The following is a 24,227-nucleotide window of genomic DNA, read 5'->3' as shown; positions in this document are numbered from 1 at the left end:
GGACCGCGCAGTGATCGAGCCGCTTCCACCCGGCAGAGCACGGCTGATCGGCCCGTACCAGCTTCTCGGACTGCTGGGCGCCGGCGGCATGGGCGAGGTGTATCTCGCCCGGCCCGCCGGTGCACCGGACCCTCTCTCCGGGCTGGTCGCGCTGAAGACCGTACGTGCCGATCTCGACCTCGACGACGGTTTCCGGATCCGCTTCCGGCGTGAGATCGACGCGGCGGGCGCCGTGCTCAGCCCGCACACCGCGTCCCTCGTCGGCGGCGACGCGGGCGGCCGGCTGCCCTGGCTGGCGACGGAGTACGTCCCCGGCCCCTCGCTCGCCGAGGCGGTGATCCGGGGCGGGCCGATGCCCGAGCCGGTGGTGCGCGAGATGGGCGCCGGTCTGGCCCGCGCGCTCGCCGACATGCACGCGGTGCGCGTGCTCCACCGCGACCTCAAGCCGGGCAACGTGCTGCTCGGCGCCGACGGGCCGAAGGTCATCGACTTCGGGATCGCCCAGGCCTTCGACGCCACCCAGCTGACCCGCACGGGTGTGGTCGTCGGCAGCCCCGGCTACATCTCGCCGGAGCACGTCAACGGCTCACGTGCGCTCGTACCCGCGTCGGACGTCTTCTGCCTCGGTGCGGTGCTCGCCTTCGCGGCGACCGGCCGGGGCCCGTTCGACGACTCCGACATGGCCGCCGTGATCTTCCGGATCGCCCAGGGCGAGGCCGAACTCTCCGGCGTACCACCGCTGTTGCGCGCGGTGATCGAGGAGTGTCTGCGCAGCGAGGCCGGGGCCCGGCCGACGCCGCAACAGCTGGCCGAGCTGCTGATGCCGGGCCGGGCGACCCCAGGAGTCTTCCCCTGGACGGAAGCGGTACGGGGGCAGCTCGCCGCGCACGCGGCGGCGGCGCGCGCCGCCGCCGAGGCAGCCGCCCCGGCCGCCGCCGCCCCGCCGGCCCCGTCCGGCGCCCCGCACCCCGGCGGACCCGCCTTCGCCCCGACGCCGGCCGTGCCGGTGGCCGTACCTGGTGACCGCACGGGCTACAAGGGGCTGTGGACCGCGTTGGCGGCGGTGGCCACGGTGGTGTGTGTGGTGCTGGGCGCGGTGCTGCTGCCGGGACTCTTCGAGGGGGACGGAGGGAGCGACGACAACGCGGGCAGAGCCGGTGGCGGCGCGGGGCCGACCGCTTCCGCCTCGGACGCAGCGCGGACGAAGGCGGGGCCCGCAGTCGTGCCGGGCGCGGACGCGGGCCACACCGGGGACTTCGGGGCGGCCGCCACCGACGTCTCCAGGAAACCGGCGGACTGGAAGGCATGGAAGACCAAGATCGAGAGCGGGCCGGTGGAGTGCGTACTGGCCGGCACGTCCCTGGTCTGCGGCGGCCCGCAGCGCATCACCGTGCTGGACGCCGCGAACGGCGAACGGCGCTGGCGGACCGAGCGGGGCGGGGCGGGCAGTGGGCCGGCCTCGGTGGCCGCCGTCATCGGCACCACCGTCTACGCATTCCAGGACGGCGCCCTGGTGGCGCTCGGCCTGGACGACGGGGCGCGGAAGTGGCGGGAGCCACTGCCCGAGGGCACCCGAGTGACCGACTCCGTCGAGTCGGACGGAGTCCTGTACTACGCCACGAGGGCCACCGGCACGGGCGCGGCCCGGCTCCTCGCCCACCGGCTCACCGGCAGCCACACCGGAGTCTGGGACAAGCCGTGGAGCGACCGGGCCACCACGGCTCAACTCGCCCTCGCCGACGGCCGGCTCGTCGCGGTCGGCGCGGGCATCACCGTCCTGAAGAGCACGGACGGCACCTCGCCGGCCGACGTCGCCGCCGATGACGTCACCTGTCGCACCCCCGTCCTGAAGGGCAAGAACCTTCTCTGCTCGGGACCGGACGGACTGACCGTCGTCGATGTGACGGACCCTGGCAGCCGCCGGTCCTACGCCCCCGGCGTGGACATCGCCTACCGGCCCACCGTGTCACGCGACGGCACGGTCGTGATCAGCGACAAGAAGCAGGTGTACGCGCTCCGGCTCTCCGACGGCCAGCTGGTCTGGTCGACGACAGAGGCGTCCGAGGGGCTGGAGACCGAGGGCGCCCCGGTCCTGGCCGGGGACCGGGTCGTCCTCGTCGCGGGATACGGCACGGACGCCCTTGACCTGAAGCCGCCCGACACGGGAAGCGTGGAAAGCGTGGGCGTCAAGCAGTACACGGGCTGGCCCGCGCCCCCGGGCGATCCGCTCGACCCGGCGACGGTCTCGCTGATCGCCCGGGGCGACGTGCTGTTCATGGGGTTCGCCGATGGCACGGTCCTCTCGGGCAATACCCCCTGAGGCCCTGGGCCGCGTCCGGCCCTGGGTCTTTCGCTTGGATCAGGCGGGATCAGGCACCGGGGCACGCGAGCCCGGCTCGATCCGAACGAGAGGCCCTTGCTAGTCGTCGTCCCCGTCACGGTCGTCGTCGTGACCGTCGTCCGACCGGTCCGCCGTCACCTTGCCCGTCTTCGCGTCGACGTTCAGCTCGTGCTGCTTGCCGTCCTTGCCCCGGACGTCGACCTCCCAGTGCAGCGCGCCGCCGCGCTCGCCGTCGAGGTCGACCGACGTCACCGTCCCGGGGTTCGCCTTCAGCGCGGCGTCGACCGCCGGGTCCAGCGACACGGCGGCGGACCGGGGCGCGTGCCGGTCGCCGTCGTCGCCGTGGTCGTCGTCATCGTCGGAGGTGTGCTCGGCGAGCACCTTGCCGTTGCCGGCGTCCACCGTCACGTCGTGCCGGACCTTGTCGGAGCCGTACACGTCGAGGTCCCAGACGAGCCCGCCGTCCTCGTCGTCCAGCTCGGCCTCGGTGACCGTGCCGGGAACGGCCTTGACGGCGGCCGCGACCGCGTCCTTCACGTCCACCCGGGCGGTGCCGTCGCTCGTCACGCTGCTTTTGACCTCGCGGTCGTGGCCGTCGTCGTCCGCGAAGGCGACCGCGGTGGCGGCTCCGCCGCCGGCGAGCACGGCCGCGGTGACGGCGGCGATGACGATCTTGCGCTTCATGAGGGTTCCTCCCCGATCGGGTGGCCGGTTTCGACGAGGACCACATTGCCGGGGTGATGCTGAACGCAGCCTGAAGCCACCTGAAGCCGTCTTCAGGTTCGGTTTGCGACCCTGTGCGTATGCGCCTGTTGATCGTGGAGGACGAGAAGCGGCTCGCGACGGCCCTGGCCGCGGGACTCACCGCCGAGGGCTTCGCCGTGGACGTCGTGCACGACGGCCTCGAAGGGCTGCACCGGGCCGCCGAAGGGGCGTACGACCTCATCGTCCTCGACATCATGCTGCCCGGGATGAACGGCTACCGGGTCTGCGCCGCCCTGCGCGCCGCCGGGCACGAGACGCCCATCCTGATGCTGACGGCGAAGGACGGGGAGTACGACGAGGCGGAGGGCCTCGACACCGGGGCGGACGACTATCTGACCAAGCCCTTCTCGTACGTCGTGCTGGTGGCGCGGATCCGGGCGCTGCTGCGGCGCCGGCGCGGCGGCTCCGGCTCGCCGGTGGTCACCGTCGGCGCCCTGCGCATGGACACCGCCGCCCGCCGGGTCCACCTCGGCGAGGCCGAGATCACCCTCACCACCAAGGAGTTCGCGGTGCTGGAACAGCTCGCGCTGCGCTCCGGGCAGGTGGTGAGCAAGGCCGACATCCTCGAACACGTCTGGGACTTCGCCTACGACGGCGACCCGAACATCGTCGAGGTGTACGTGAGCACGCTGCGGCGCAAGCTCGGCCCGGCCGCCATCCGCACGGTGCGCGGCGCCGGGTACCGGCTGGAGGCGCTGTGAGGTCGGTCCGGGCCAGGGCCGCGCTCGGCGCCACCGTGGTGGTCGCCCTCGCGCTGATCGGCGCCGGGCTCTCCGTACTGTTCGTCCTTCGTGCCAACCTCACCGACCAGGCGGGGCTCCAGGCCGAGGTGGTGGCCCGGGAAGTGGCCGGGCAGCTCGCCCTCGACGTGCCCTACGGCCGGCTGGAGATGCGCGACGAGGAGGACCATCCGGTCCAGGTGACCGACGAGGACGGGCGGGTGGTCGCCGTCTCCAAGGACCTCCGGGCGATCTCCGGCACCGGCACGGACCGGGTCACGCCCGTCCCGGCCCCGCCCCCGGCCGCCGGGGCGTCCGGCAGCGGAAGCGACGACGACAACGGGGGCGACGAGGGAAGCGATGACGACGACTCCCACGCCACCCCCGCCCCCGGCCGCGGCGAAGTCGACTCCGACGAACCGGACTTCACCAACGGCACCGCGAACGTGGACGGCGAGACGGCCGACTACCGTTTCGCGTCCGTGCGGGCGACGACCCCCGCCGGGGTGACGCTGACCGTGCACGCGGGCGCCCCGCTGGCCGCCGAGCAGGAGGCCGTGGGCACGGTGCGCGGCGCGATGCTGATCGGGCTGCCGTTGCTGCTGCTCGTGGTCGCCGGGGTGACCTGGCTGGTGACCCGGCGGGCGCTGCGCCCGGTCGAGGGCATTCGGCGCGAGATGGCCGCGATCACCGCGTCCGAGGACCTGAGCCGGCGGGTGCCGGAGCCCGGCTCGCGCGACGAGGTCGCCCGGCTGGCCCGTACGACCAATGAGACGCTCACCGCTCTGGAGGCCTCCGTCGACCGGCAGCGGCGGTTCGTCGCGGACGCCTCGCACGAACTGCGCAGCCCGATCGCCTCGCTGCGCACCCAGCTGGAGGTGGGCGCGGCCCATCCGGAGCTGCTGGACCTGCCGGGCGCGGTCGCCGACACCGTACGGCTCCAGGCACTGGCCGCCGATCTCCTGCTGCTGGCCAGGCTGGACGCGGGGGAGCGGCCGGGCCGTACGGTGGTGGACCTGGGCGCGCTGGTCCGCGAGGAGGTCTCGCAGCGCACCGGGGACCGGATCGCGGTGACGGTGTCGGTGCCGGACTCCGGGCCCTTCGAAGTGGCCGGATCACGCGGGCAGTTGGCGCGGGTGATCGGCAATCTGCTGGACAACGCGGAGCGGCATGCGCGGAGCGCGGTGACCGTCTCGGTGCGGGCGGCGGAGCGGGGTGCCGTGGTCGTCGCCGTCACCGACGACGGGACGGGCGTGCCGCCGGAGGAGCGCGAGCGGATCTTCGAACGTTTCGTACGGCTCGACGACGCCCGCACCCGGGACGACGGCGGCGCGGGTCTCGGTCTGGCCATCGCCCGGGACGTCGCCGTCCGGCACGGGGGCCGGCTGACGGTCGACAGTGCGCGGGAGGGCGGCGCCCGGTTCGAGCTCAGGCTGCCCGGCGCCGGCTGAACGCCACGCCGGGCGATGGCCGGGCCGGACGCCGCGCCGGGCGGGGTCACGCGCGGTGCGCGTCACCGGCGCCGAAGGCTGCCTCGCCGCTGATCACACCTTGCCGCGTCGCCCTCGCAGATGCTCCGCGATCGGGGTCAGTGCCGCGTGCAGGTCCGCCAGCGCCTCCGGCGTCAGCAGGTCGATGAAGTGCTTGCGGACCGACGCCACGTGGTGCGGCGCCACCTTGCGCATCGTCTCCGCGCCGTCCTCGGTCAGGACCGCGTACAGACCGCGCCGGTCGGACTCGCAGTTCTCCCTGCGGACCAGGCCGGCGTTCTCCATGCGGGTGATCTGGTGCGAGAGCCTGCTCTTGGACTGCAGCGTCGAGGCGGCGAGGTCGCTCATCCGCATGCGCTGGTCCTCCGACTCCGAGAGATTGACCAGGATCTCGTAGTCGTTCATGGTCAGTCCGAACGGCTGGAGATCCTTCTCCAGTTGGTGCGTCAGCAGCCTGCTGACGTCCAGGTGGGTGCGCCAGGCGCACTGCTCCGCGTCGTTCAGCCAGCGGGTGGCCGTCTCGGTCTCCATATATGGATTCTACCTAAGAAGTTGAAAGCCGGACGAAGTAGGGGGGTGTGACGGTCCGCACCGGTCCGGAGGCGGGTCCGGCCGCAGGGTGCAGACGTTCGACGTCACGCTCCGCAGTCTATCGTTCACAAACCGAAGCGGCGCTGGAGGTCCCCGAGCTGACCGGGCATACGGGGTGAGGCGCCAGGTTGACCGCCGCCGCCCGGAACCCCGGCCTGCCCCGGCACCGCGCCCGTCGGCTGTTCGGCCATCAGGGTCTCGGTCGACTGGAGCAGCACCGTGCCCGCGCCGACGAACTCGAACTGGTGCTCCTCGCCCGAGGTGCCCCCGATCCCGGTCAGAGACCGCAGTCCGCCCAGTACACCCGTCACGTAGCCGTGGTCGTAGTGGTGGCACGGCGAGGGACAGTCCGCCCAGCCCACCAGGGCCTGGGGGTCGACCCGCAGCGGCGGCTCCATGAAGACCACCGGGCCGTTGGAGGCGGCCACGAACTTTCCCGTACCGATCAGGGTCAGAAATCCCGGCACGATCGACTGCTTGAGTGCCAGCGACGGCTGGTAGGCGAGGAGATTGCCCGACCTGATCGTCAGGTTCCCCTCGTCCAGGTCGTAGGAGTTCACGTCGAAGGCCCGGTCCGCGAGCAGCATCTTGCCGCTGCCCTCGGCGACCACCCAGTCGCTCGCGTGCAGCGGTGAGTGGAAGCTCGTACGGATCAGCCGCTCGAAGCGGCCGTGACCGATGCCGTTGAAATCGATCCGCCCGTAATAGGCGATCATCTTGCCCTTCTGCAGGAACCACTGACTCCCCTTGAGCTCCACGCAGAAGGTGTACGAGTTGACGTTGTCGTCCGACGGCAGCGTCATCGGGTCGAAGACCACGGGCGTGCTCACAGCTTCTCCTCCGAGGCCTGGACGTACACCGCGCCACTGCCGCTCAGCTCCAGCTGGAACGCCTCGCCGGAGCCGCGCCCCACCATGTCGCGCCAGCCGAGCGCGGTCGAGAGTTTGTTCCGTACGTCGCCGTGGTGCGCGACGTACGCCTGCGGGTCCACATGGACGTCGCGGCCGGGAGTGATCGGCAGCTCGATCACGCCGCCGTGGGCCATCACCGCGACCGCGCCGTGGCCCTGGAGCGTGGTGGTGAACAGCCCCTGTCCGGTCACCTGACCGCGCACCATACCCATCACGCCGCCCTGCGAGCCCATGAACATGGTGCCCTGCTGGAGCGTCCCGTCGAAGGCGAGCAGCCGGTCGGCCTCCACGTAGAGGGTGTCCCCGGCCAGATTGATCACCTGGATGTGATGGCCGCCGTGGCCGAACATCACCGTTCCGCTGCCCTCGACCGTCATCAGCGGGGTCGCCTCGCCCGCCACCCGCCGGCCGATCATCGACATCACGCCGCCCTGGCCGCCCTGGATGTTCGGCGTGAACGACACCTCGCCGCGGTAGGCGAGCATCGCGCCCCGCTGGCTGTACATCTTCTGGCCGGGAACCACCGTCGCCTCGACCATCTTCGAGTTGATCTCGCGGAACGGCATCAGACATCGCCCCCGATGGTGTTCCGCTCGCTCGGCTGGACGTAGACCACGCCCTCGCCCTCGAACCGGATCTGGAAGGACTCCCCGGAGCCCTCGCCGATCAGCGTCCGGAAGTTCACCCCGGACTGGAAGTGCTGCTGGAGCTTGCCCTGGTGGGCGATGTAGGCGCCCGGGTCGACGAACAGCGGGTACTGGGCCGAGACCCGCAGCGCCACCGCCGCGCCGTCCGACATGATCGCCACCTGGCCGGTGCCCTCGACGGTGGTGGTGAACAGGCCGTTCCCGCTCGCCCCGCCGCGCAGGCCGGTGAAGGTGGTGCCGGTGCGCAGCCCGGCGTCGGCGCACAGCAGATTGCTCGCCTCGACGTAGAGCTTGTCGCCGTGCAGCGAGACGAGGTTGATCTCGCTCGCGCGGTCCGCGAAATAACAGGTGCCCTGGCCGGTCACCTCCATCACGGACATCTGCTCGCCGGTCAGCCGCCGGGTCACCATGCCGCGCAGCCCGTCACCGCCGCCGGTCATCTTCTTGAACGTCATCCGGCCGTCGTAGGCGACCATCGAGCCGTTCTTCGCCTTGACGGCGTCACCGGCCAGGTCGACGGCGAGCGTTCTGCTGCCTTGGAGTCGGAACATTGCCACGGAGCGACGTTAACGCCAGGCCGCCCGGCCCGGACAGGGCCCGGGGGAGGATCTCCGGCCCCGAACCGCCCCTGATACGCATCCGGTACCGGACCCGTACGCAACCGGGACGTATGACCCGGCGCCTGCGACCCCCCGTATCGGGCCCCGGCGCCGGGCACCGACCGCGCCGATGTCACAATGGGTCCGCTTGTGCCTGTATTCACAAGCTGTCACCGTCCTCCCACCGAAGGTGCCCCCGTGGACATCAAGACCGCTACCGCCCTGCACCGGCTGCGCCTCATCTCGATTCCCGAGGCGCTCTCCTTCCCCGCTCTGATCATCTTCGGCTCGGTCCTCAGCCGGGTCTCCGACATCGACTTCCTGATGATGCCGCTGGGCATCCTGCACGGCGTGCTCTTCGTGATCTACGCCGTCCTGCTGCTCGATGTGTGGGCCAAGACCAAGTGGCCGCTGAAGCGCGTCGCGCTCTTCTTCCTGCTCGCGCTGCTGCCGTTCGGCGGGCTGTACGGCGACAAGCTGCTCAAGCGCTACGAGGCCGACGGCGTCATCGCCGCCCGCGCACGCCGCGAAGGCGTGGTCAGCGCATGATCGTCGCGTTCTCGGTCAGCCCCCTGGGTGTCGGTGAGGACGTCGGCGAGTACGTCGCCGACGCCGTCCGGGTCGTCCGCGAGTCCGGTTTGCCCAACCGTACGGACGCCATGTTCACCTCCGTGGAAGGTGAATGGGACGAAGTCATGGACGTCGTCAAGCGGGCCGTCGCCGCCGTCGAGGCCCGCGCCGGACGCGTCTCCCTCGTACTGAAGGCCGACATCCGCCCCGGCGTCACCGACGGCCTGACCTCCAAGGTCGAGACGGTCGAGCGCTACCTCGCGGACTGACGCCCCGCCCGCGACGCCCCCGTGACGAGCCCCCGGCCCCCGGCCCGGGGGCTCGCCTCATTCCGCCCGGCCGCGCTCCGGCACGGCCAGGGCGATCCCGAGCGGAGTCCGCTCGTACAGCACCTGATGCCCGTACCGGCGCGACGTCAGCAACCCCGCCGCACGCAGCACCGACAGATGCTCCGACACGGAGGACACCGCGAGGCCCAGACGGTGCGCGAGCGCGCTCGGGCCGGCTGGTTCGTCGAGCGCGCACAGGACATCGGCCCGGCCGCGCCCCAGCAGCCGGGCGAGCGCCTGCGGGGTGCGGTCGGCGGGTTCCGTCCACAGCCCGCCGATGCCGCGCGCCGGGTAGACGATCGCGGGCTGCCACGGCGGTTCGAAGCCGCTGACCGCGTCCGGCCAGCAGAAGACGCTGGGGATCAGGACCAGCCCCTGCCCGCCCAGTACCCGGGTGTGTCTGCCGCGTGTCCCGATGATGGTGAGCGTCGATTCCGACCAGCTCAGCTGGGGGCTCAGCTCACCCAGCAGCCGCTCGAAGCCGACCGCGGCGAGCCGCCGCGAGTGGTAGGCGATGTCCGCCTCCAGCAGCGCGCGCAGCCGTGGCCAGTGCGGCTCGATCAGCACCCGCCAGGCCTGCTCCAGCAGGCCGGCCAGATACCGGGCGGTCCCCACCGGATCGGCGAGCATCGCCTGTCCGGTGGGGGAGCGCAGCAGTTCGGGCCGGTTGGCCAGTGACAGTGCGATGTCCCGGCGGGCGACCTCCGGATCGACGGACCGCACCCCGGCGATCTCCTCCTCGAAGGTGGTGACCGGACCGGGCGGCGGCGGGCTGAAGAAGTCGGGGTTGTGCCCGCGCCGTGCCATCAGCTGCCACAGTGGCCCGAGTTCGAGGCCGTCGGCCGCGTCGCGGATCAGCCGGAGCCACGGCAGGTGGTACCCGTGCCGCTCGGGCTGGGCCAGGACGCGCACGGCCGCCTGGGTCTCGCCGAGCGGTGACAGCGCGAACCGGCAGCGCAGCAGATCGCCCCCGTCGAGGTGCAGCTGGAACGACATGCCCGGACCCCCTCGTAACTTTCGGTGTGGGCCGAAAGTCTACGGAGAGCCGCCGCAGGCCCCCAGGCTGCGACCATGCCGTCAGACACCGAAAACCCAGCCGTCTCTCCCGCACCCGGGGCGGCCGCCCCCGACGCGGCCGACGCCGGTACCTCCGGCGGCTACCGCGCCGTCTTCGCCGTCCGGGAGTTCCGGGCGGTCTTCGCCGCGCATCTGCTCTCCCTCCTCGGCGTCGTCGTCAGCGAGCTCGCTCTCACCGTCCTGGTGTACGGGCTCACCGGCTCGCCCCTGCTCAGCGCGCTCACCTTCGCGCTCGGCCTTCTCCCGTACCTGGTGGGAGGCACCCTCTTCGCCGGGGTCGCCGACCGCTACCCCGCCCGCCGGGTCCTCGTCACCTGCGATCTGATCTGTGCCGGCTGCGTCACCGTGATGGTGCTGCCGGGCACCCCGGTCGGGGGACTGCTCGCGCTGCGCTGCCTGATCGCCGCCGTCTCGCCGGTCTTCACCGGGACGCGGATGGCCGCGCTCACGGACATCCTGGGCGAGGGCGAGCGCTACATCCTCGGCCGCTCGCTGCTGCGGATCGTCTCGCAGAGCGCGCTGCTCGCCGGCTTCGGGGCGGGTGGGGTGCTGCTCGCCGTGTTCTCGCCCCGGGGGGCGATCACGGTCACCGCGGTGACCTTCCTCTGCTCGGCTGCGCTGCTCCGCTTCGGCACCCGGGACCGGCCCGCCAGGTCCGACGGGGACCGTCGTGACGCCCTGCTCAAGGAATCGCTCGCCGGAGCCCGCGACCTGCTCCGGAACCGCAGGATCCGCGCGCTGATGCTGCTCTTCTGGGTGCCCCCGCTGTTCGTCGTCGCACCGGAGGCGCTGGCCGCCCCGTACGCGGACGAGATCGGGGCCGGCCCCGTCGTGCTGGGACTGCTGATGTGTGCGATGCCCATCGGCCAGATCGTCGCCGAACTCTACGTCGGCACGGCGCTCGGCTCCCGGCTGCGCGCCCTGGTCGTGCTGCCGGCCGCCGTCGCGGGACCGCTGCCCCTGGTGGTGTACGGACTGCGCCCAGGCATGGTCGCGACCGCGCTCGCGCTGGTGCTCGCCGGGGCGGGCGGGGCGTACGTCATCGGCCTCGACCAGTGGTTCGTCGAAGCCGTCCCGGAGGCGCTGCGCGGCAGGGCCATGACCCTGCTCACCGCCGGACTGATGACGCTCCAGGGGGTCGGTATGGCCCTTGCCGGGCTCGCCGCCGAGTTCCTCCCTGTGCACCAGGTGGTCGCCGGAGCCGGTGCGCTCGGCGCCCTCTGTCTGCTGGCGCTCGTCCTGGAGGTCAGGAGAACCGCCCCCGCCCACCGTATTCGGACCGAAGTTCGAGACGGGGCTGACCAGCATATGACCAGTGGGTAAGGTCGGTGCCGTGCCGAAGCCGCTCAGTCTCCCCTTCGATCCCATCGCCCGCGCCGACGAACTCTGGCAGCAGCGCTGGGGCCCCGTGCCCTCGATGGGGGCGATCACCTCGATCATGCGCGCCCAGCAGATCCTCCTCGCCGAGGTCGACGCGGTGGTCAAGCCTTACGGACTGACCTTCGCCCGCTACGAGGCGCTGGTGCTGCTCACCTTCTCCAAGGCCGGCGAGCTGCCGATGTCCAAGATCGGCGAGCGGCTCATGGTCCACCCCACCTCCGTCACCAACACCGTGGACCGGCTGGTGCGCTCCGGCCTGGTCGCCAAGCGCCCCAACCCCAACGACGGCCGCGGCACCCTCGCCTCCATCACCGACAAGGGCCGCGAGGTCGTCGAGGCGGCGACCAAGGACCTGGTCGACATGGAGTTCGGGCTCGGGGCGTACGACGCCGAGGAGTGCGCGGAGATCTTCGCGATGCTGCGCCCGCTGCGGGTCGCCGCCCACGACTTCGAAGAGGCGTAGCGAAGGAAACACGGGGCGTAGAACGGCGTTTCGAGAGCCCGGCCCGCTGCAAGATCGCCCCGGTCGTCCGGTTAGTCTCGGTGCCATGAAACGCAGTGTGCTGACCCGGTACCGGGTGATGGCCTACGTCACCGCCGTCATGTTGCTGGTGCTCTGCACCTGCATGGTCTTCAAGTACGGATTCGAGACGGGCGAGGGCCTGACGCTCGTCGTCTCCCAGATCCACGGTGTGCTCTACATCATCTACCTGATCTTCGCCTTCGACCTCGGTTCCAAGGCGAAGTGGCCGATGGGCAAGCTCCTCTGGGTGCTGATCTCCGGCACCATCCCGACGGCCGCGTTCTTCGTCGAGCGCAAGGTCGTCCGCGAGGTCGAGCCGCTGATCGTCGACGGCGCCCCCGCGACCGCCAAGGCCTGACCCGGCGGGACCACCCCGGTCCGCGCCGCCCGAACCGCCCCGTGCGAAGCACCGGGCGGTTTGCCATCGACATTTACTAGGACGTCCTAGTAAATTCGATGGTATGGACGCTGACGCGATCGAGGAAGGCCGCCGCCGCTGGCAGGCCCGTTACGACAAGGCCCGCAAGCGTGACGCGGACTTCACCACACTCTCCGGGGATCCGGTGGAGCCCGTGTACGGCCCCCGCACCGGGGACACGTACCAGGGGTTCGAGCGGATCGGCTGGCCCGGTGAGTACCCCTTCACCCGGGGGCTCTACCCGACCGGCTACCGCGGCCGGACCTGGACCATCCGCCAGTTCGCCGGCTTCGGCAACGCCGAGCAGACCAACGAGCGCTACAAGATGATCCTGGCCGCGGGCGGCGGCGGGCTCAGCGTCGCCTTCGACATGCCGACGCTGATGGGCCGCGACTCCGACGACCCCCGCTCGCTCGGCGAGGTCGGGCACTGCGGTGTGGCCATCGACTCCGCCGCCGACATGGAGGTCCTCTTCAAGGACATCCCGCTCGGCGACGTCACGACGTCCATGACGATCAGTGGCCCCGCCGTCCCGGTCTTCTGCATGTACCTGGTCGCCGCCGAGCGCCAGGGGGTCGATCCGGGCGTGCTCAACGGCACGCTCCAGACCGACATCTTCAAGGAGTACATCGCGCAGAAGGAGTGGCTCTTCCAGCCCGAGCCCCATCTGCGCCTCATCGGCGACCTGATGGAGCACTGCGCCCGCGACATCCCTGCCTATAAGCCGCTCTCCGTCTCCGGCTACCACATCCGCGAGGCCGGGGCGACGGCCGCGCAGGAGCTCGCGTACACCCTCGCCGACGGCTTCGGCTACGTGGAGCTCGGCCTCTCCCGCGGCCTGGACGTCGACACCTTCGCGCCCGGCCTCTCCTTCTTCTTCGACGCGCACCTCGACTTCTTCGAGGAGATCGCCAAGTTCCGCGCGGCCCGCCGGATCTGGGCCCGCTGGATGAAGGAGACGTACGGGGCGAAGACCGACAAGGCGCAGTGGCTCCGCTTCCACACCCAGACCGCCGGTGTCTCGCTCACCGCCCAGCAGCCGTACAACAACGTCGTACGGACGGCCGTGGAGGCGCTCTCGGCGGTGCTCGGCGGCACCAACTCGCTGCACACCAACGCCCTTGACGAGACCCTCGCGCTCCCCTCCGAGCAGGCCGCCGAGATCGCCCTGCGCACCCAGCAGGTGCTGATGGAGGAGACCGGCGTCGCCAACGTGGCCGACCCGCTGGGCGGTTCCTGGTACGTCGAGCAGCTCACCGACCGGATCGAGGCCGACGCCGAGAAGATCTTCGAGCAGATCAAGGAGCGCGGCACCCGGGCCCACCCGGACGGGCAGCACCCCATCGGGCCGATCACCTCCGGCATCCTGCGCGGCATCGAGGACGGCTGGTTCACCGGCGAGATCGCCGAGTCCGCCTTCCGCTACCAGCAGTCGCTGGAGAAGGGCGACAAGCGGGTCGTCGGCGTCAACGTCCACCACGGCTCGGTCACCGGCGACCTGGAGATCCTGCGGGTCAGCCACGAGGTCGAGCGCGAGCAGGTCCGGATGCTCGGCGGCCGCAAGGACGCCCGCGACGACGCCCGGGTCAAGTCGGCGCTGGACGCGATGCTGGCCGCCGCCCGCGACGGCTCCAACATGATCGCGCCGATGCTGGACGCGGTACGGGCCGAGGCGACGCTCGGCGAGATCTGCGGCGTCCTGCGCGACGAGTGGGGCAGCTACACGGAGCCGCCCGGGTTCTGAGCCAGGAGCTACGCGGAGGCCGCGGCCTTCAGCCCCGCGAGCAGCAGCACGGTGAAGCGCCGGGCCCAGTCCGCGTCGACGGGCTCGGCGCTCACCAGGGCCCGGTGCACGACCGCGCCGGCTATCACATCGAAGATCAGATCCGCGGTCGCCGCCGCCGCGTCCTCGTCCTGCTCGACGGGCAACTCCCCGCGCTCCTGCGCCCGTCGGCGGCCCTGGAGTACCAGCCGCTTCTGCCGGTCCACGATCGAGTCGCGGATCCGGGTCCGCAGCGCCTCGTCGCGCGTCGACTCCGCGACCACCGCCATCAGCGCGGTCTGGGTCTCCGGCCGCTCCAGCAGCGCGGCGAACTGCAGTACCACCGCCTGAACATCGGCCGACAGGCTGCCCAGATCGGGCAGTTCCAGCTCGTCGAAGAGGACCGCGACGGCGTCCACGACCAGCTCGTTCTTGCCCGCCCACCGCCGGTACAGGGTCGTCTTGGCCACCCCGGCCCGCGTCGCCACATCGCTCATGGTCAGTTTCGACCAGCCGAGGTCGACCAGCGAGGCCCTGGTCGCCTCCAGGATCGCTTCATCGGCGGCGGCACTGCGCGGACGTCCCGTTCGAAGGGGTTTGGGGTGGCTTCGGCTCAGCATGCCGTGACCATACCGGTCAGTAAGTAGAACCGGCCGGTCCCGGTCGCCGTGAGACAGATCACCGATAGCACCTGTGCGCGAGGGGTGGTCGGCAGTTACGCTACGGGTCGTAGCGTAAGGACGACGATCATGCCGTCGTGACGCCGCAACCGAATGACAGCCACAGGCGCCGGGTGGGGACCCGGCGCCGAACCGGGTCTTTCAGGGGCCCTCGGCCGTGTCTCGAAATCACGGCCTCGAACCGTGTCCGCCCGTACGCCCCGCACACCGGCCGGGGCTGCGGACGGGTGCGGTTCCCGTATCGCTTTCCGGATCGGCGCACCAAGGGGGGAGGATGTACGTATGCAGCCTAGGAACATGTCCATGAGCGGCGTCGTCGACCTCGCCGCGGTGAAGGCGGCCGGCGAGGCCAAGGTGAAGGCGGAGCAGGCCCGTGCGGAGGCCTCCCGGCAGGGCGGTGGCGGCGCGGTGCCGCCGTCCGCCCTGGTGATCGATGTCGATGAGGCGGGCTTCGAGAACGATGTCCTGCAGCGTTCCGCCGAGGTCCCGGTCGTCATCGACTTCTGGGCCGAGTGGTGCGAGCCGTGCAAGCAGTTGGGCCCGCTCCTGGAGCGCCTGGCCCGTGAGTACAACGGCCGCTTCGTGCTGGCCAAGGTCGATGTCGACGCCAACCAGATGCTGATGCAGCAGTTCGGTATCCAGGGCATCCCGGCGGTCTTCGCCGTCGTCGCCGGGCAGGCCCTCCCGCTCTTCCAGGGTGCGGCCCCCGAGGCCCAGATCCGGCAGACGCTGGACCAGCTGATCCAGGTCGGCGAGGAGCGGTTCGGACTCACCGGGATCGTGGTCGACCAGGACGCCGCCGACGGGGCCGCCGACCAGGCTCCGGCCGAGGCGCCCGCGGGGCCGTACGACGCCCTGCTCGAAGCGGCCGTACAGGCCCTGGACGCCGACGACTTCGCCGGTGCCGTCCAGGCGTACAAGAACGTCCTGTCCGACGACCCGGCCAACACCGAGGCCAAGCTCGGCCTCGCCCAGGCCGAACTCCTCTCCCGGGTCAAGGACATGGACGCCCAGCGGGTCCGCGAGGAAGCCGCCGCGAAGCCGGCCGATGTCGCGGCGCAGCTCGCCGCCGCCGATCTGGATCTGGTCGGCGGTCATGTCGAGGATGCCTTCGGCCGGCTCGTCGAGACGGTGCGGCGCAACTTCGGCGACGACCGGGACACCGCGCGGCTGCGGCTGCTGGAGCTGTTCGAGGTGATCGGCCCCGACGATCCGCGGGTCGGCGCCGCGCGTACGGCGCTGGCGCGGGTCTTGTTCTGATGTGACAAGCGGCTGCGGTGCCCCGTCGGGGACCGCAGCCGTTTTCGCGATCGGGCGATAAGAGACGGCCCTGCTTTACCAAATCTTGATAAAGCAGGGGCCTGTTACTCGCAGTAAATCAAGCACTGGGGTCTGTCCGTATTGGCGCAGCGATCCTCCCTTTCGTCCATCGCCGCGAAGCTACCCTGTGTGGCCGGGCGGTACCGGCCGGTCGCGCATCGGTTATCGGGCCGTTACTAGCGAGTAACGAACCCCCTTGTGTCACGGGCGGGAATGCACCACGATCGGCGACGCTCGGTCCAATAACGCCAGCCCGGCTGCCAGTCGGTGCGGCGGCCCTGTTGGGTCCCCACCGAGTGGGCCGGCGGCAGTGACGCGGGCTCCGGACAGGGGGGTTCCTGTCGTCCGGCAGGGCCTGTCCGATACGGGTCGCGCGCATGCGTGGCCAGTGGTTGTCGCTCGGGGGTGATCGCCGGTGATTCGGACGCGGTTCATGCCTCCGTCCGCAGGCGCTCTCCTTGCCGAGGACGTAGCACTTCTCCCATCCCAGGACGGGCCCAGGCCCGGACCGGAGATGTACGTCCGAGAAGGAGGAAAATTATGAGTTCCCAGGTTCGTGGCGGCACCAGATGGAAGCGTTTCGCTCTGGTCATGGTGCCGAGCGTCGTCGCGACCGCGGCGGTGGGTGTCGGTCTCGCGCAGGGTGCCCTCGCGGCGTCCTTCAGCGTGTCCGGCCAGAGCTTCAAGGTACGCACCGACAAGCTCGTCGGCCATGACTTCGTGCAGTACGGCTCCGTCGCCACCGGTATGAACCCCGAGGGCAAGAACGGGGCTCACGCCGTTGCCGTGTCCGGCTTCAGCGATGCCACGATCACCAACATGTGCCAGTCGGTGGTCACGCCGAACCTGCCGTTCGGTCTGGGCACGGTCACGCTGCAGCTGAAGGCGGGCACCGACCCGAAGAAGCCGGTCGAGGCGACCAACCTGTACCTCGATGTCGCCGAGCTCGACGCCGACGCGTACTTCGAGAACATCGACATCGGCGTCGCCGCCGGTGACATGGGCAAGCCCGGCATCCAGGCCGGTACCGAGAAGGCCGTCAACCCGAACGGCTTCGCGCAGCGCGCCAAGACGGTGACGCTGACCGACGTGAAGCAGACGGCATGGGCGACCACCGCCGGCACCTTCAAGCTCAGCAACCTGAGCCTGCGGCTGCACAGTGGCACCAAGGAGTGCTACTAAGCACCCGCCGGGTGGCCGGAGCGCTCCCTGGGGGACTCCGGCCGCCCACCCATTCTCTTCTCACAGCAGTACCGGTTCCAGGGAGCTGTTTTCCATGAGCCCCGAGTCCACAGGGCAGAACGAGCACTACCTCCGCGTCTTCTGGCGGAGATTCCGCACCTGGCGGGGTAACCGGCCGTTCTGGGCGGGCCTGTTCACCATCGTGGGTGGTCTACCCATCGCGTATTTTCCGTACGCCAACATGCACCTCGGCAACGTCACACTGGCGATGTCCACCACTGCCGGTGCCGGTTCCCTGATCATCGGGATCCTGCTCATCACTCTGGGTCTCACCATGTGGTTCCACCACATCGTGAGGGTGTTCGCCGGGGTCGCCGCGATCCTGCTGGCGCTGATCTCGATACCGGTCGCCAACATCGGCGGCTTCCTGGTGGGCTTCCTGTTCGCCCTGCTGGGTGGGGCGCTCTCCATCTCCTGGGCCCCGGGTGAGCCGACGCCGGACGCCGGGCCGGCCGGCACGGCGGTGGAGAAGTCCGTCCCCGGCACGCAGGAGTCCGGACCCGAGTTCCACAGCACGGCAGCGGTGCCCCAGCAGCCGGAGCAGTACGACACGACAGTTGAGGTCGACGGCGGGAGGTACCGTGCGGGGTGACGAGAGGCAGCTGAACTCGACCGGGGAGGAGTCCGGTACGAGAGGCGGACCGCGCCACGCGGCCCCCAGGAAGTCCTTGCTGACGAAGCTGCACATACCCGCGGGCAAGGCGTTCGCGCTCGCCGCGATGCCGACGGCCGTCTTCGTGGGCATGGGGCTCACCCCCAAGCTCGCGCTGGCCGACGACAGCTCCGACATCCCGTTCGCGCCGGGTCCCTGCGTGACCCGCTCCGACGAGCCGAGCGAGGAGCCCTCGCCGTCCGCGTCGAAGTCGCCGACCCCGTCCCCCTCCGCCACCGACTCCGGTGACCAGGGCGGTTCGGCGACCCCGAAGCCCTCCACGACCCCGTCCGCGACCGACGAGGCCCAGCCGAAGGCGAAGGCCGCCGAAGCCGGAGCCCAGGCCGACGCACCGGCCGCCACGCCGAGCGCCTCGCCCACCCCCACGAAGTCGACGAACCCGCTCGACCCGCTGGGCGTCGGCGACGCGCTCAGGGACCTCTTCGACGGACCGGACAAGGAGACGGCGAGCCCGTCCCCGAGCGCGAGCACCGCGTCCCCGAAGCCCTCGGCGACCGACACCGCGGACACGCCTGCGGAGAAGCCCGTCGAGAAGGCCACCGACGCCGCGAAGGAGACGGCCGACAAGACCGCCGCCGCCATCCGCGAGGCCGCCGACAAGGCAGGCAAGTCGGTCGAGGAGCTCGACGAGGACGTCAAGGGGCTCGACGCCAAGAAGGACGAGGACATCCCGGACGGCGCCAAGGAGCGCTTCCCGTGTCCCACCGCCGACCCCGAGGCGCTGGCCGCGGCCGATCTGGAGACCGGCGTCCCGCTGCTCCCGGACGACCCGTGGATCCTGGAGAGCTCGATGCTCACCCTCAGCGGGCTCGACTACAAGGGCATCGTCGAGGTGAAGACGTACGGCGGCAAGGTCAAGAAGGTGCTGAAGTTCACCGCCAGCTCCATCGACATCGACAACCTTCACCAGAAGACCGTCGGTCCGGCCGGTACGACGGCTCATGTCGAGGCGCGGAAGGGCTCCAAGTCCACCATCCGCCACGGCACGGTGACGATGTACACGGAGGAGCTGAAGGGCAACCTCTTCGGCCTCATCCCGGTGACGTTCAGCCCTCAGACACCGCCTCCGCTGAACGTGCCCTTCGCCTTCTTCACCAAGGTCAAGGTGACCCAGGCCGGCCAGTTCGGCGGCTCGCTCAGGATTCCCGGGCTGCACAACTACTTCACCGGCGCCAACAGCTAGCCGGCACCGTTCCGTCCGGGAGTCGCGAAGGGCCGTGGGCCGCACTCGTCAGGAGTGCGGCCCACGGTCGTTCGTCCAGGCATGACGGGTACGTCAGTCGCGGCTGGTGCCGCCGACGTGGTGCACCCGCACCATGTTCGTCGTGCCCGGGATGCCGGGGGGCGAACCGGCCGTGATGACCATGGTGTCGCCCTCGTTGTAGCGGCCCAGCTTCAGCAGCTCGCCGTCTACCAGGTCGACCATCGCGTCCGTGTTGTCCACGTGCGGCACGACGTGGGCCTCGACGCCCCAGCTCAGCGCGAGCTGGTTGCGGGTGGACTCGTCCGTGGTGAAGGCCAGGATCGGCTGCGTCGCGCGGTAGCGGGAGAGCCGGCGGGCCGTGTCACCGGACTTGGTGAAGGCGACCAGCGCCCGGCCGTTCAGGAAGTCCGCGATCTCGCAGGCCGCACGGGCCACCGAACCACCCTGGGTGCGGGGCTTCTTGCCCGGGACCAGCGGCTGCAGGCCCTTGGAGAGCAGCTCCTCCTCGGCGGCCACGACGATCTTCGACATTGTCTTGACCGTCTCGATCGGGTACGCGCCCACGCTGGACTCGGCCGACAGCATGACCGCGTCCGCGCCGTCCAGGATCGCGTTGGCGACGTCGGACGCCTCGGCGCGGGTCGGCCGCGAGTTGGTGATCATCGACTCCATCATCTGGGTCGCGACGATCACCGGCTTGGCGTTCCGACGGCAGAGCTCCACCAGGCGCTTCTGCACCATCGGGACCTTCTCCAGGGGATACTCGACGGCCAGGTCACCGCGGGCGACCATCACACCGTCGAACGCCATGACGACGCCCTCCATGTGCTCGACGGCCTGCGGCTTCTCGACCTTGGCGATGACGGGGACCCGGCGGCCCTCCTCGTCCATCACCCGGTGGACGTCCTTGACGTCGTCGGCGTCCCGCACGAAGGACAGCGCCACCAGGTCGCAGCCCATCCGCAGGGCGAACCGCAGGTCGTCGACGTCCTTCTCGGACAGGGCCGGGACGTTGACCGCCGCACCGGGCAGGTTGATGCCCTTGTGGTCGGAGATGACACCGCCCTCGATGACGATGGTCTTCACCCGGGGGCCCTCGACCGCGACGACCTTCAGCTCGACGTTGCCGTCGTTGATCAGGATCGGGTCGCCCTTGGCGACGTCGCCCGGCAGGCCCTTGTAGGTCGTGCCGCAGATCGACTTGTCGCCGGGGACGTCCTCGGCGGTGATGGTGAACTCGTCCCCGCGAACCAGCTCCACAGGACCCTCGGCGAACTTCGCCAGGCGGATCTTCGGGCCCTGGAGGTCGGCGAGCACACCGATCGCCCGCCCGGTCTCGGCGGCGGCCCTGCGGACCCGGTCGTAACGACCCTGGTGCTCCTCGTGGCTGCCGTGACTGAAGTTGAAGCGGGCCACGCTCATGCCGGCCTCGATCAGAGCGACGAGCTGCTCGTGCGAGTCGACGGCGGGACCGAGTGTGCAGACGATTTTGGAACGGCGCATGAGGCGGATCCTATCGGTTTGTTTCGCTACGGAATATTCCGTCTGGTGGAAGGTACAAAGGGGCGCGGCGGCGCTCAGTTGTGGGCTGTCCGACTGCGTCCCGGGCGGCCCCGCCGGCCATGCCGTGGGCCTGTCCGACGAGCGCGAAGGTCTGTACGGCAATCTCCAGTTCCTCGTCCGTCGGCACCACGGCGACCGCGACCCGTGCGTAGTCCGGCGAGATCAGCCGGGGCTCGTCGGACCGAACGGCGTTCAGATCCGCGTCCACCGCCAGGCCCAGCTCTTCGAGACCGGCGACGGCAGCCTCCCGCACCGGTGCCGAGTTCTCCCCGACCCCCGCCGTGAACGCCACGGCATCCACCCGGCCGAGGACCGCCGAATAGGCGCCGATGTACTTCTTCAGCCGGTGCACGTAGATGTCGAAGGCCAGCGCCGCACGCTCGTCGCCCTCGTCGATCCGGCGCCGGATCTCCCGCATGTCATTGTCGCCGCAGAGGCCGACCAGGCCGCTCTTCTTGTTGAGCAGTGCGTCGACCTCGTCCGCCGACATCCCCGCGACGCGCATCAGATGGAAGGTGACGGCCGGATCGATGTCCCCGGAGCGGGTGCCCATCACCAGCCCCTCCAGAGGCGTCAGCCCCATCGAGGTCTCCACGCACCGGCCACCGGCCACCGCCGACGCCGAGGCGCCGTTGCCCAGGTGCAGCACGATGACATTGACCTCCTCGGGGGTGCGTCCCAGCAGCTCGGCTGTTCTGCGGGAGACGTACGCGTGCGAGGTGCCGTGGAATCCGTAGCGCCGGATGCGGTGCGCGTCGGCGGTCTCCGTGTCGATCGCGTACCGCGCCGCGTACTCCGGCATCGTCGTGTGGAAGGCCGTGTCGAAGACCGCCACCTGCGGAAGGTCCGGCCGCAGGGCCATGGCGGTACGGATTCCGGTGATGTTCGCCGGATTGTGCAGCGGGGCCACCGGGACCAGGCGCTCGATCTCCGCCAGCACCTCGTCGTCGATCACCACGGGCTCGGTGAACCGCAGCCCGCCGTGCACCACCCGGTGGCCGATCGCCGCCAGCTGCGGGGAGTCCAGGCCGAGCCCGTCGGCCGCCAGTTCCTCCGCCGCCGCCTTCAGCGCCGCCTCGTGGTCGGCGATCGGGCCGGTGCGCTCACGGCGCTCGGCGCCGCCGGTCAGCGGGGTGTGCACCAGCCGGGAGGTCTCCTCGCCGATCCGCTCGACCAGCCCCACCGCGAGCCGGGTGCGGTCGCTCATGTCCAGCAGTTGGTACTTCACCGACGAGGAGCCGGAGTTGAGGACCAGCACGCGGTACGCGCCCGCCGTGGTGGAAGCCGCTGTGGTCGGGGTGGTCATGCCGTTCACTCCTTGCCCTGAGCCTGGATCGCCGTGATGGCCACGGTATTGACGATGTCCTGGACGAGCGCGCCCCGGGACAGGTCGTTGACGGGCTTGCGCAGCCCCTGGAGCACCGGTCCGACGGCCACCGCGCCCGCCGAGCGCTGCACGGCCTTGTAGGTGTTGTTGCCGGTGTTCAGGTCCGGGAAGATCAGCACCGTCGCCTGGCCCGCCACCTCGGAGCCGGGCAGCTTCGTCGCGGCGACGCTCGGCTCCACCGCGGCGTCGTACTGGATCGGGCCCTCGATCCTCAGGTCCGGCCTGCTCGCGCGGACCCGGTCCGTCGCCGCGCGCACCTTGTCGACATCGGCACCCGACCCCGAGGTCCCCGTCGAGTACGACAGCATCGCGATCCGCGGGTCCACGCCGAACCGTGCGGCGGTGGCCGCCGACTGCACCGCGATGTCGGCGAGCTGCTCCGCGTCCGGGTCCGGATTGACCGCGCAGTCGCCGTACACCAGCACCTTGTCGGCGAGGCACATGAAGAAGACGGAGGAGACGATCGAGGCGTCCGGCTTTGTCTTGATGATCTCGAAGGCAGGGCGGATGGTCGCCGCGGTGGAGTGCACCGCCCCGGAGACCATGCCGTCCGCGAGCCCCTCCTGGACCATCAGGGTGCCGAAGTAGTTGACGTCCGCGACGACGTCGTACGCCAGCTCCACCGTGACGCCGCGGTGGGCCCGCAGCTGGGCGTACCGCTCGGCGAAGGTCTGGCGCAGCTCGGCGGTCTGCGGGTCGATGAGCTGTGTGTCGGCGAGGTCGATGCCGAGGTCGGCGGCCTTCTTGCGGATGACGTCGGGGTCGCCGAGCAGGGTGAGGTCGCAGACGCCGCGGCGCATCAGTACGTCGGCGGCGCGCAGCACCCGCTCCTCGGTGCCCTCCGGCAGTACGACCCTGCGCCGGTCGGCGCGCGCCTGCTCCAGCAGCTCGTGCTCGAACATCATCGGGGTGACGCGGCCGCTGCGGGCCACCGAGATCCGCTCCAGCAGGGCGCCGGTGTCCACATGGCGCTCGAAGAGGCCCAGCGCGGTCTCCGCCTTGCGGGGCGTCGCGGCGTTCAGCTTGCCCTCCAGGGCGAAGAGCCGGGCCGCGGTGGGGAAGGATCCGCCGGCCACCGACACGACCGGGGTGCCCGGTGCGAGTCGCGCGGCCAGCCTGAGTATCTCCTCGCCGGGGCGCTCGTCCAGGGTCAGCAGCACCCCCGCGATGGGCGGCGTCCCGGCGCTGTGCGCGGCCAGCGAGCCGACCACCAGGTCCGCCCGGTCCCCGGGCGTGACCACCAGACAGCCCGGCGTCAGCGCGTTCAGCATGTTCGGCAGCATCGCGCCGCCGAAGACGAAGTCCAGCGCGTCCCTCGCCAGCCCGGAGTCGTCGCCGAGCAGGACCGTGCCGCCGAGCGCCGCGGTGATCTGGGCGACGGTCGGCGCGGAGAGCGCCGCGTCGTCGGGCAGGACCGAACAGGGGACGGGCAGCGTGGCCGTCAGCCGCTCCGCGATGGCGTCGCGGTCCTCGGCCGCCACCCGGTTCACGATCATCGCGACCACGTCGCAGCCCAGTCCGGCGTACGCGCGGTAGGCGTTGCGGGTCTCGGCCCGCACCGACTCCGCGGTCTGCCCCTTCCCGCCGACCACCGCGATCACCGAGGCGCCGAACTCGTTGGCCAGGCGGGCGTTGAGGGCCAGCTCGTCGGGGAGCTGGGTGGCGGCGAAGTCGGTGCCGAGCCCCAGCACCACCTCGTACTTCTGGGCCACCTGGTGGAACCGGTCGACCAGCCGGGAGACCAGCTCGTCCGTGCCCTGTTCCGCCTGGAGCGCGGACGCCTCGTGGTAGTCGAGACCGTAGGCCGATGCGGGGTCCTGGGAGAGCCGGTAGCGGGCCCGCAGCAGCTCGAACAGGCGATCGGGTCCGTCGTGGACGAGCGGCCGGAACACCCCGACCCGGTCCACCTGACGCGTCAGGAGCTCCATGACTCCCAGATCGACGACCTGCCGGCCGTCTCCCCGGTCGATCCCGGTCACGTACACGCTGCGCGTCACGCGTGTTCCCCCGTCCAATTGCGGTTTGGGATGGTATTG

At 70.9% G+C, this 24,227-nt stretch carries 23 protein-coding genes; 13 read left to right on the top strand and 10 right to left on the bottom strand.

What is annotated here, in order from left to right; genetic code table 11:
- Window positions 1-10 precede the first annotated feature (10 nt).
- Entirely contained in the window at window positions 11-2,320 is a 2,310-nt protein-coding gene (locus ACIRJP_RS25170; protein ID WP_404178220.1) for a protein kinase, read from the top strand.
- 99 nt (window positions 2,321-2,419) lie between these two features.
- Here ACIRJP_RS25170 and ACIRJP_RS25165 read toward each other — a convergent pair whose 3' ends face one another.
- Entirely contained in the window at window positions 2,420-3,025 is a 606-nt protein-coding gene (locus ACIRJP_RS25165; protein ID WP_404178217.1) for a PepSY domain-containing protein, read from the bottom strand.
- 119 nt (window positions 3,026-3,144) lie between these two features.
- On the opposite strand from ACIRJP_RS25165, the gene ACIRJP_RS25160 reads away from it, so the two are divergent.
- Both ACIRJP_RS25160 and ACIRJP_RS25155 read left to right on the top strand, forming a co-directional pair.
- Window positions 3,145-3,807, top strand: coding sequence for a response regulator transcription factor (locus tag ACIRJP_RS25160; protein ID WP_404178213.1), 663 nt, complete (start codon window positions 3,145-3,147; stop codon window positions 3,805-3,807).
- Window positions 3,804-5,276: an ATP-binding protein gene (locus ACIRJP_RS25155; RefSeq protein ID WP_404178210.1), complete on the top strand. Its 1,473-nt coding sequence runs from the start codon at window positions 3,804-3,806 to the stop codon at window positions 5,274-5,276. The genes ACIRJP_RS25160 and ACIRJP_RS25155 overlap by 4 nt, the downstream gene beginning before the upstream one ends.
- Window positions 5,277-5,369: 93 nt before the next feature.
- Here ACIRJP_RS25155 and ACIRJP_RS25150 read toward each other — a convergent pair whose 3' ends face one another.
- From ACIRJP_RS25150 to ACIRJP_RS25135, 4 genes are all read right to left on the bottom strand, one after another.
- Entirely contained in the window at window positions 5,370-5,846 is a 477-nt protein-coding gene (locus ACIRJP_RS25150) for a MarR family winged helix-turn-helix transcriptional regulator (RefSeq protein WP_404178207.1), read from the bottom strand.
- Window positions 5,847-5,971: 125 nt separating this feature from the next.
- Window positions 5,972-6,736 (bottom strand): AIM24 family protein, encoded by a 765-nt coding sequence (locus tag ACIRJP_RS25145; RefSeq protein ID WP_404178204.1) that lies wholly within the window; start codon window positions 6,734-6,736, stop codon window positions 5,972-5,974.
- Window positions 6,733-7,383, bottom strand: a complete 651-nt coding sequence (locus ACIRJP_RS25140; protein ID WP_266912068.1) for an AIM24 family protein — start codon at window positions 7,381-7,383, stop codon at window positions 6,733-6,735. Before ACIRJP_RS25140 ends, ACIRJP_RS25145 begins: the two co-directional genes overlap by 4 nt.
- Window positions 7,383-8,015, bottom strand: coding sequence for an AIM24 family protein (locus tag ACIRJP_RS25135; RefSeq protein WP_383715634.1), 633 nt, complete (start codon window positions 8,013-8,015; stop codon window positions 7,383-7,385). The genes ACIRJP_RS25140 and ACIRJP_RS25135 overlap by 1 nt, the downstream gene beginning before the upstream one ends.
- Before the next feature lie 246 nt (window positions 8,016-8,261).
- Between ACIRJP_RS25135 and ACIRJP_RS25130 the strand changes: the two genes are divergently transcribed.
- Both ACIRJP_RS25130 and ACIRJP_RS25125 read left to right on the top strand, forming a co-directional pair.
- A complete protein-coding gene (locus ACIRJP_RS25130; protein ID WP_093544066.1) occupies window positions 8,262-8,612 on the top strand; it encodes a DUF3817 domain-containing protein in 351 nt (116 codons plus the stop codon).
- Window positions 8,609-8,902, top strand: coding sequence for an MTH1187 family thiamine-binding protein (locus tag ACIRJP_RS25125; protein ID WP_014048385.1), 294 nt, complete (start codon window positions 8,609-8,611; stop codon window positions 8,900-8,902). Before ACIRJP_RS25130 ends, ACIRJP_RS25125 begins: the two co-directional genes overlap by 4 nt.
- 57 nt (window positions 8,903-8,959) lie before the next feature.
- On the opposite strand, the gene ACIRJP_RS25120 is transcribed toward ACIRJP_RS25125, so the two are convergent.
- Window positions 8,960-9,958, bottom strand: a complete 999-nt coding sequence (locus tag ACIRJP_RS25120; RefSeq protein ID WP_404178200.1) for a DUF5937 family protein — start codon at window positions 9,956-9,958, stop codon at window positions 8,960-8,962.
- 75 nt (window positions 9,959-10,033) lie between these two features.
- Here ACIRJP_RS25120 and ACIRJP_RS25115 point away from each other — a divergent pair, with 75 nt between their 5' ends.
- The 4 genes from ACIRJP_RS25115 (at window position 10,034) to ACIRJP_RS25100 (ending at window position 14,104) form a co-directional block, all read left to right on the top strand.
- The gene (locus ACIRJP_RS25115) at window positions 10,034-11,362 is read left to right on the top strand and encodes an MFS transporter (protein ID WP_404178198.1); all 1,329 of its coding nucleotides are present in this window, start codon (window positions 10,034-10,036) and stop codon (window positions 11,360-11,362) included.
- Window positions 11,363-11,372: 10 nt separating this feature from the next.
- Window positions 11,373-11,882 carry a MarR family transcriptional regulator gene (locus tag ACIRJP_RS25110; protein ID WP_356930959.1) on the top strand — a complete coding sequence of 170 codons (510 nt, stop codon included), beginning with the start codon at window positions 11,373-11,375 and terminating at the stop codon, window positions 11,880-11,882.
- A gap of 85 nt (window positions 11,883-11,967) precedes the next feature.
- Window positions 11,968-12,300: a DUF3817 domain-containing protein gene (locus tag ACIRJP_RS25105; RefSeq protein ID WP_266729642.1), complete on the top strand. Its 333-nt coding sequence runs from the start codon at window positions 11,968-11,970 to the stop codon at window positions 12,298-12,300.
- Window positions 12,301-12,403: 103 nt separating this feature from the next.
- Window positions 12,404-14,104 (top strand): methylmalonyl-CoA mutase, encoded by a 1,701-nt coding sequence (locus tag ACIRJP_RS25100; protein ID WP_404178194.1) that lies wholly within the window; start codon window positions 12,404-12,406, stop codon window positions 14,102-14,104.
- 8 nt (window positions 14,105-14,112) lie between these two features.
- Here the strand turns inward: ACIRJP_RS25100 and ACIRJP_RS25095 are convergent, their stop codons facing one another.
- Entirely contained in the window at window positions 14,113-14,742 is a 630-nt protein-coding gene (locus tag ACIRJP_RS25095; protein WP_356086440.1) for a TetR/AcrR family transcriptional regulator, read from the bottom strand.
- Between the two features lie 357 nt (window positions 14,743-15,099).
- Here ACIRJP_RS25095 and ACIRJP_RS25090 point away from each other — a divergent pair, with 357 nt between their 5' ends.
- The 4 genes from ACIRJP_RS25090 to ACIRJP_RS25075 all read left to right on the top strand — a co-directional run bounded on the left by ACIRJP_RS25090 (window position 15,100) and on the right by ACIRJP_RS25075 (window position 19,220).
- Window positions 15,100-16,062: a tetratricopeptide repeat protein gene (locus ACIRJP_RS25090; protein ID WP_404178190.1), complete on the top strand. Its 963-nt coding sequence runs from the start codon at window positions 15,100-15,102 to the stop codon at window positions 16,060-16,062.
- A 600-nt stretch (window positions 16,063-16,662) separates the two neighbouring features.
- A complete protein-coding gene (locus tag ACIRJP_RS25085) occupies window positions 16,663-17,304 on the top strand; it encodes a DUF6230 family protein (RefSeq protein ID WP_404178187.1) in 642 nt (213 codons plus the stop codon).
- Between the two features lie 94 nt (window positions 17,305-17,398).
- Window positions 17,399-17,956, top strand: a complete 558-nt coding sequence (locus ACIRJP_RS25080) for a DUF6114 domain-containing protein (protein WP_404178184.1) — start codon at window positions 17,399-17,401, stop codon at window positions 17,954-17,956.
- Window positions 17,946-19,220 (top strand): hypothetical protein, encoded by a 1,275-nt coding sequence (locus ACIRJP_RS25075; protein ID WP_404178181.1) that lies wholly within the window; start codon window positions 17,946-17,948, stop codon window positions 19,218-19,220. Before ACIRJP_RS25080 ends, ACIRJP_RS25075 begins: the two co-directional genes overlap by 11 nt.
- Before the next feature lie 93 nt (window positions 19,221-19,313).
- Here the strand turns inward: ACIRJP_RS25075 and pyk are convergent, their stop codons facing one another.
- Genes pyk through pta form a run of 3 tightly spaced genes read right to left on the bottom strand, consistent with a single transcriptional unit; the run spans window position 19,314 to window position 24,188 of the window.
- Window positions 19,314-20,744 carry a pyruvate kinase gene (pyk, locus tag ACIRJP_RS25070; RefSeq protein WP_404178178.1) on the bottom strand — a complete coding sequence of 477 codons (1,431 nt, stop codon included), beginning with the start codon at window positions 20,742-20,744 and terminating at the stop codon, window positions 19,314-19,316.
- Between the two features lie 10 nt (window positions 20,745-20,754).
- Window positions 20,755-22,110, bottom strand: a complete 1,356-nt coding sequence (locus tag ACIRJP_RS25065) for an acetate kinase (RefSeq protein ID WP_404178175.1) — start codon at window positions 22,108-22,110, stop codon at window positions 20,755-20,757.
- Window positions 22,111-22,115: 5 nt separating this feature from the next.
- On the bottom strand, window positions 22,116-24,188 hold the full coding sequence (pta, locus tag ACIRJP_RS25060; protein WP_404178172.1) for a phosphate acetyltransferase: 2,073 nt from the start codon (window positions 24,186-24,188) through the stop codon (window positions 22,116-22,118).
- Window positions 24,189-24,227 lie beyond the last annotated feature (39 nt).

The organism is Streptomyces sp. NPDC102437 (assembly GCF_044765565.1).
Lineage (GTDB): Bacteria > Actinomycetota > Actinomycetes > Streptomycetales > Streptomycetaceae > Streptomyces.
Note: the sequence above shows the minus strand (reverse complement) of the source record. Positions and strands in the feature narration are given on the sequence as shown.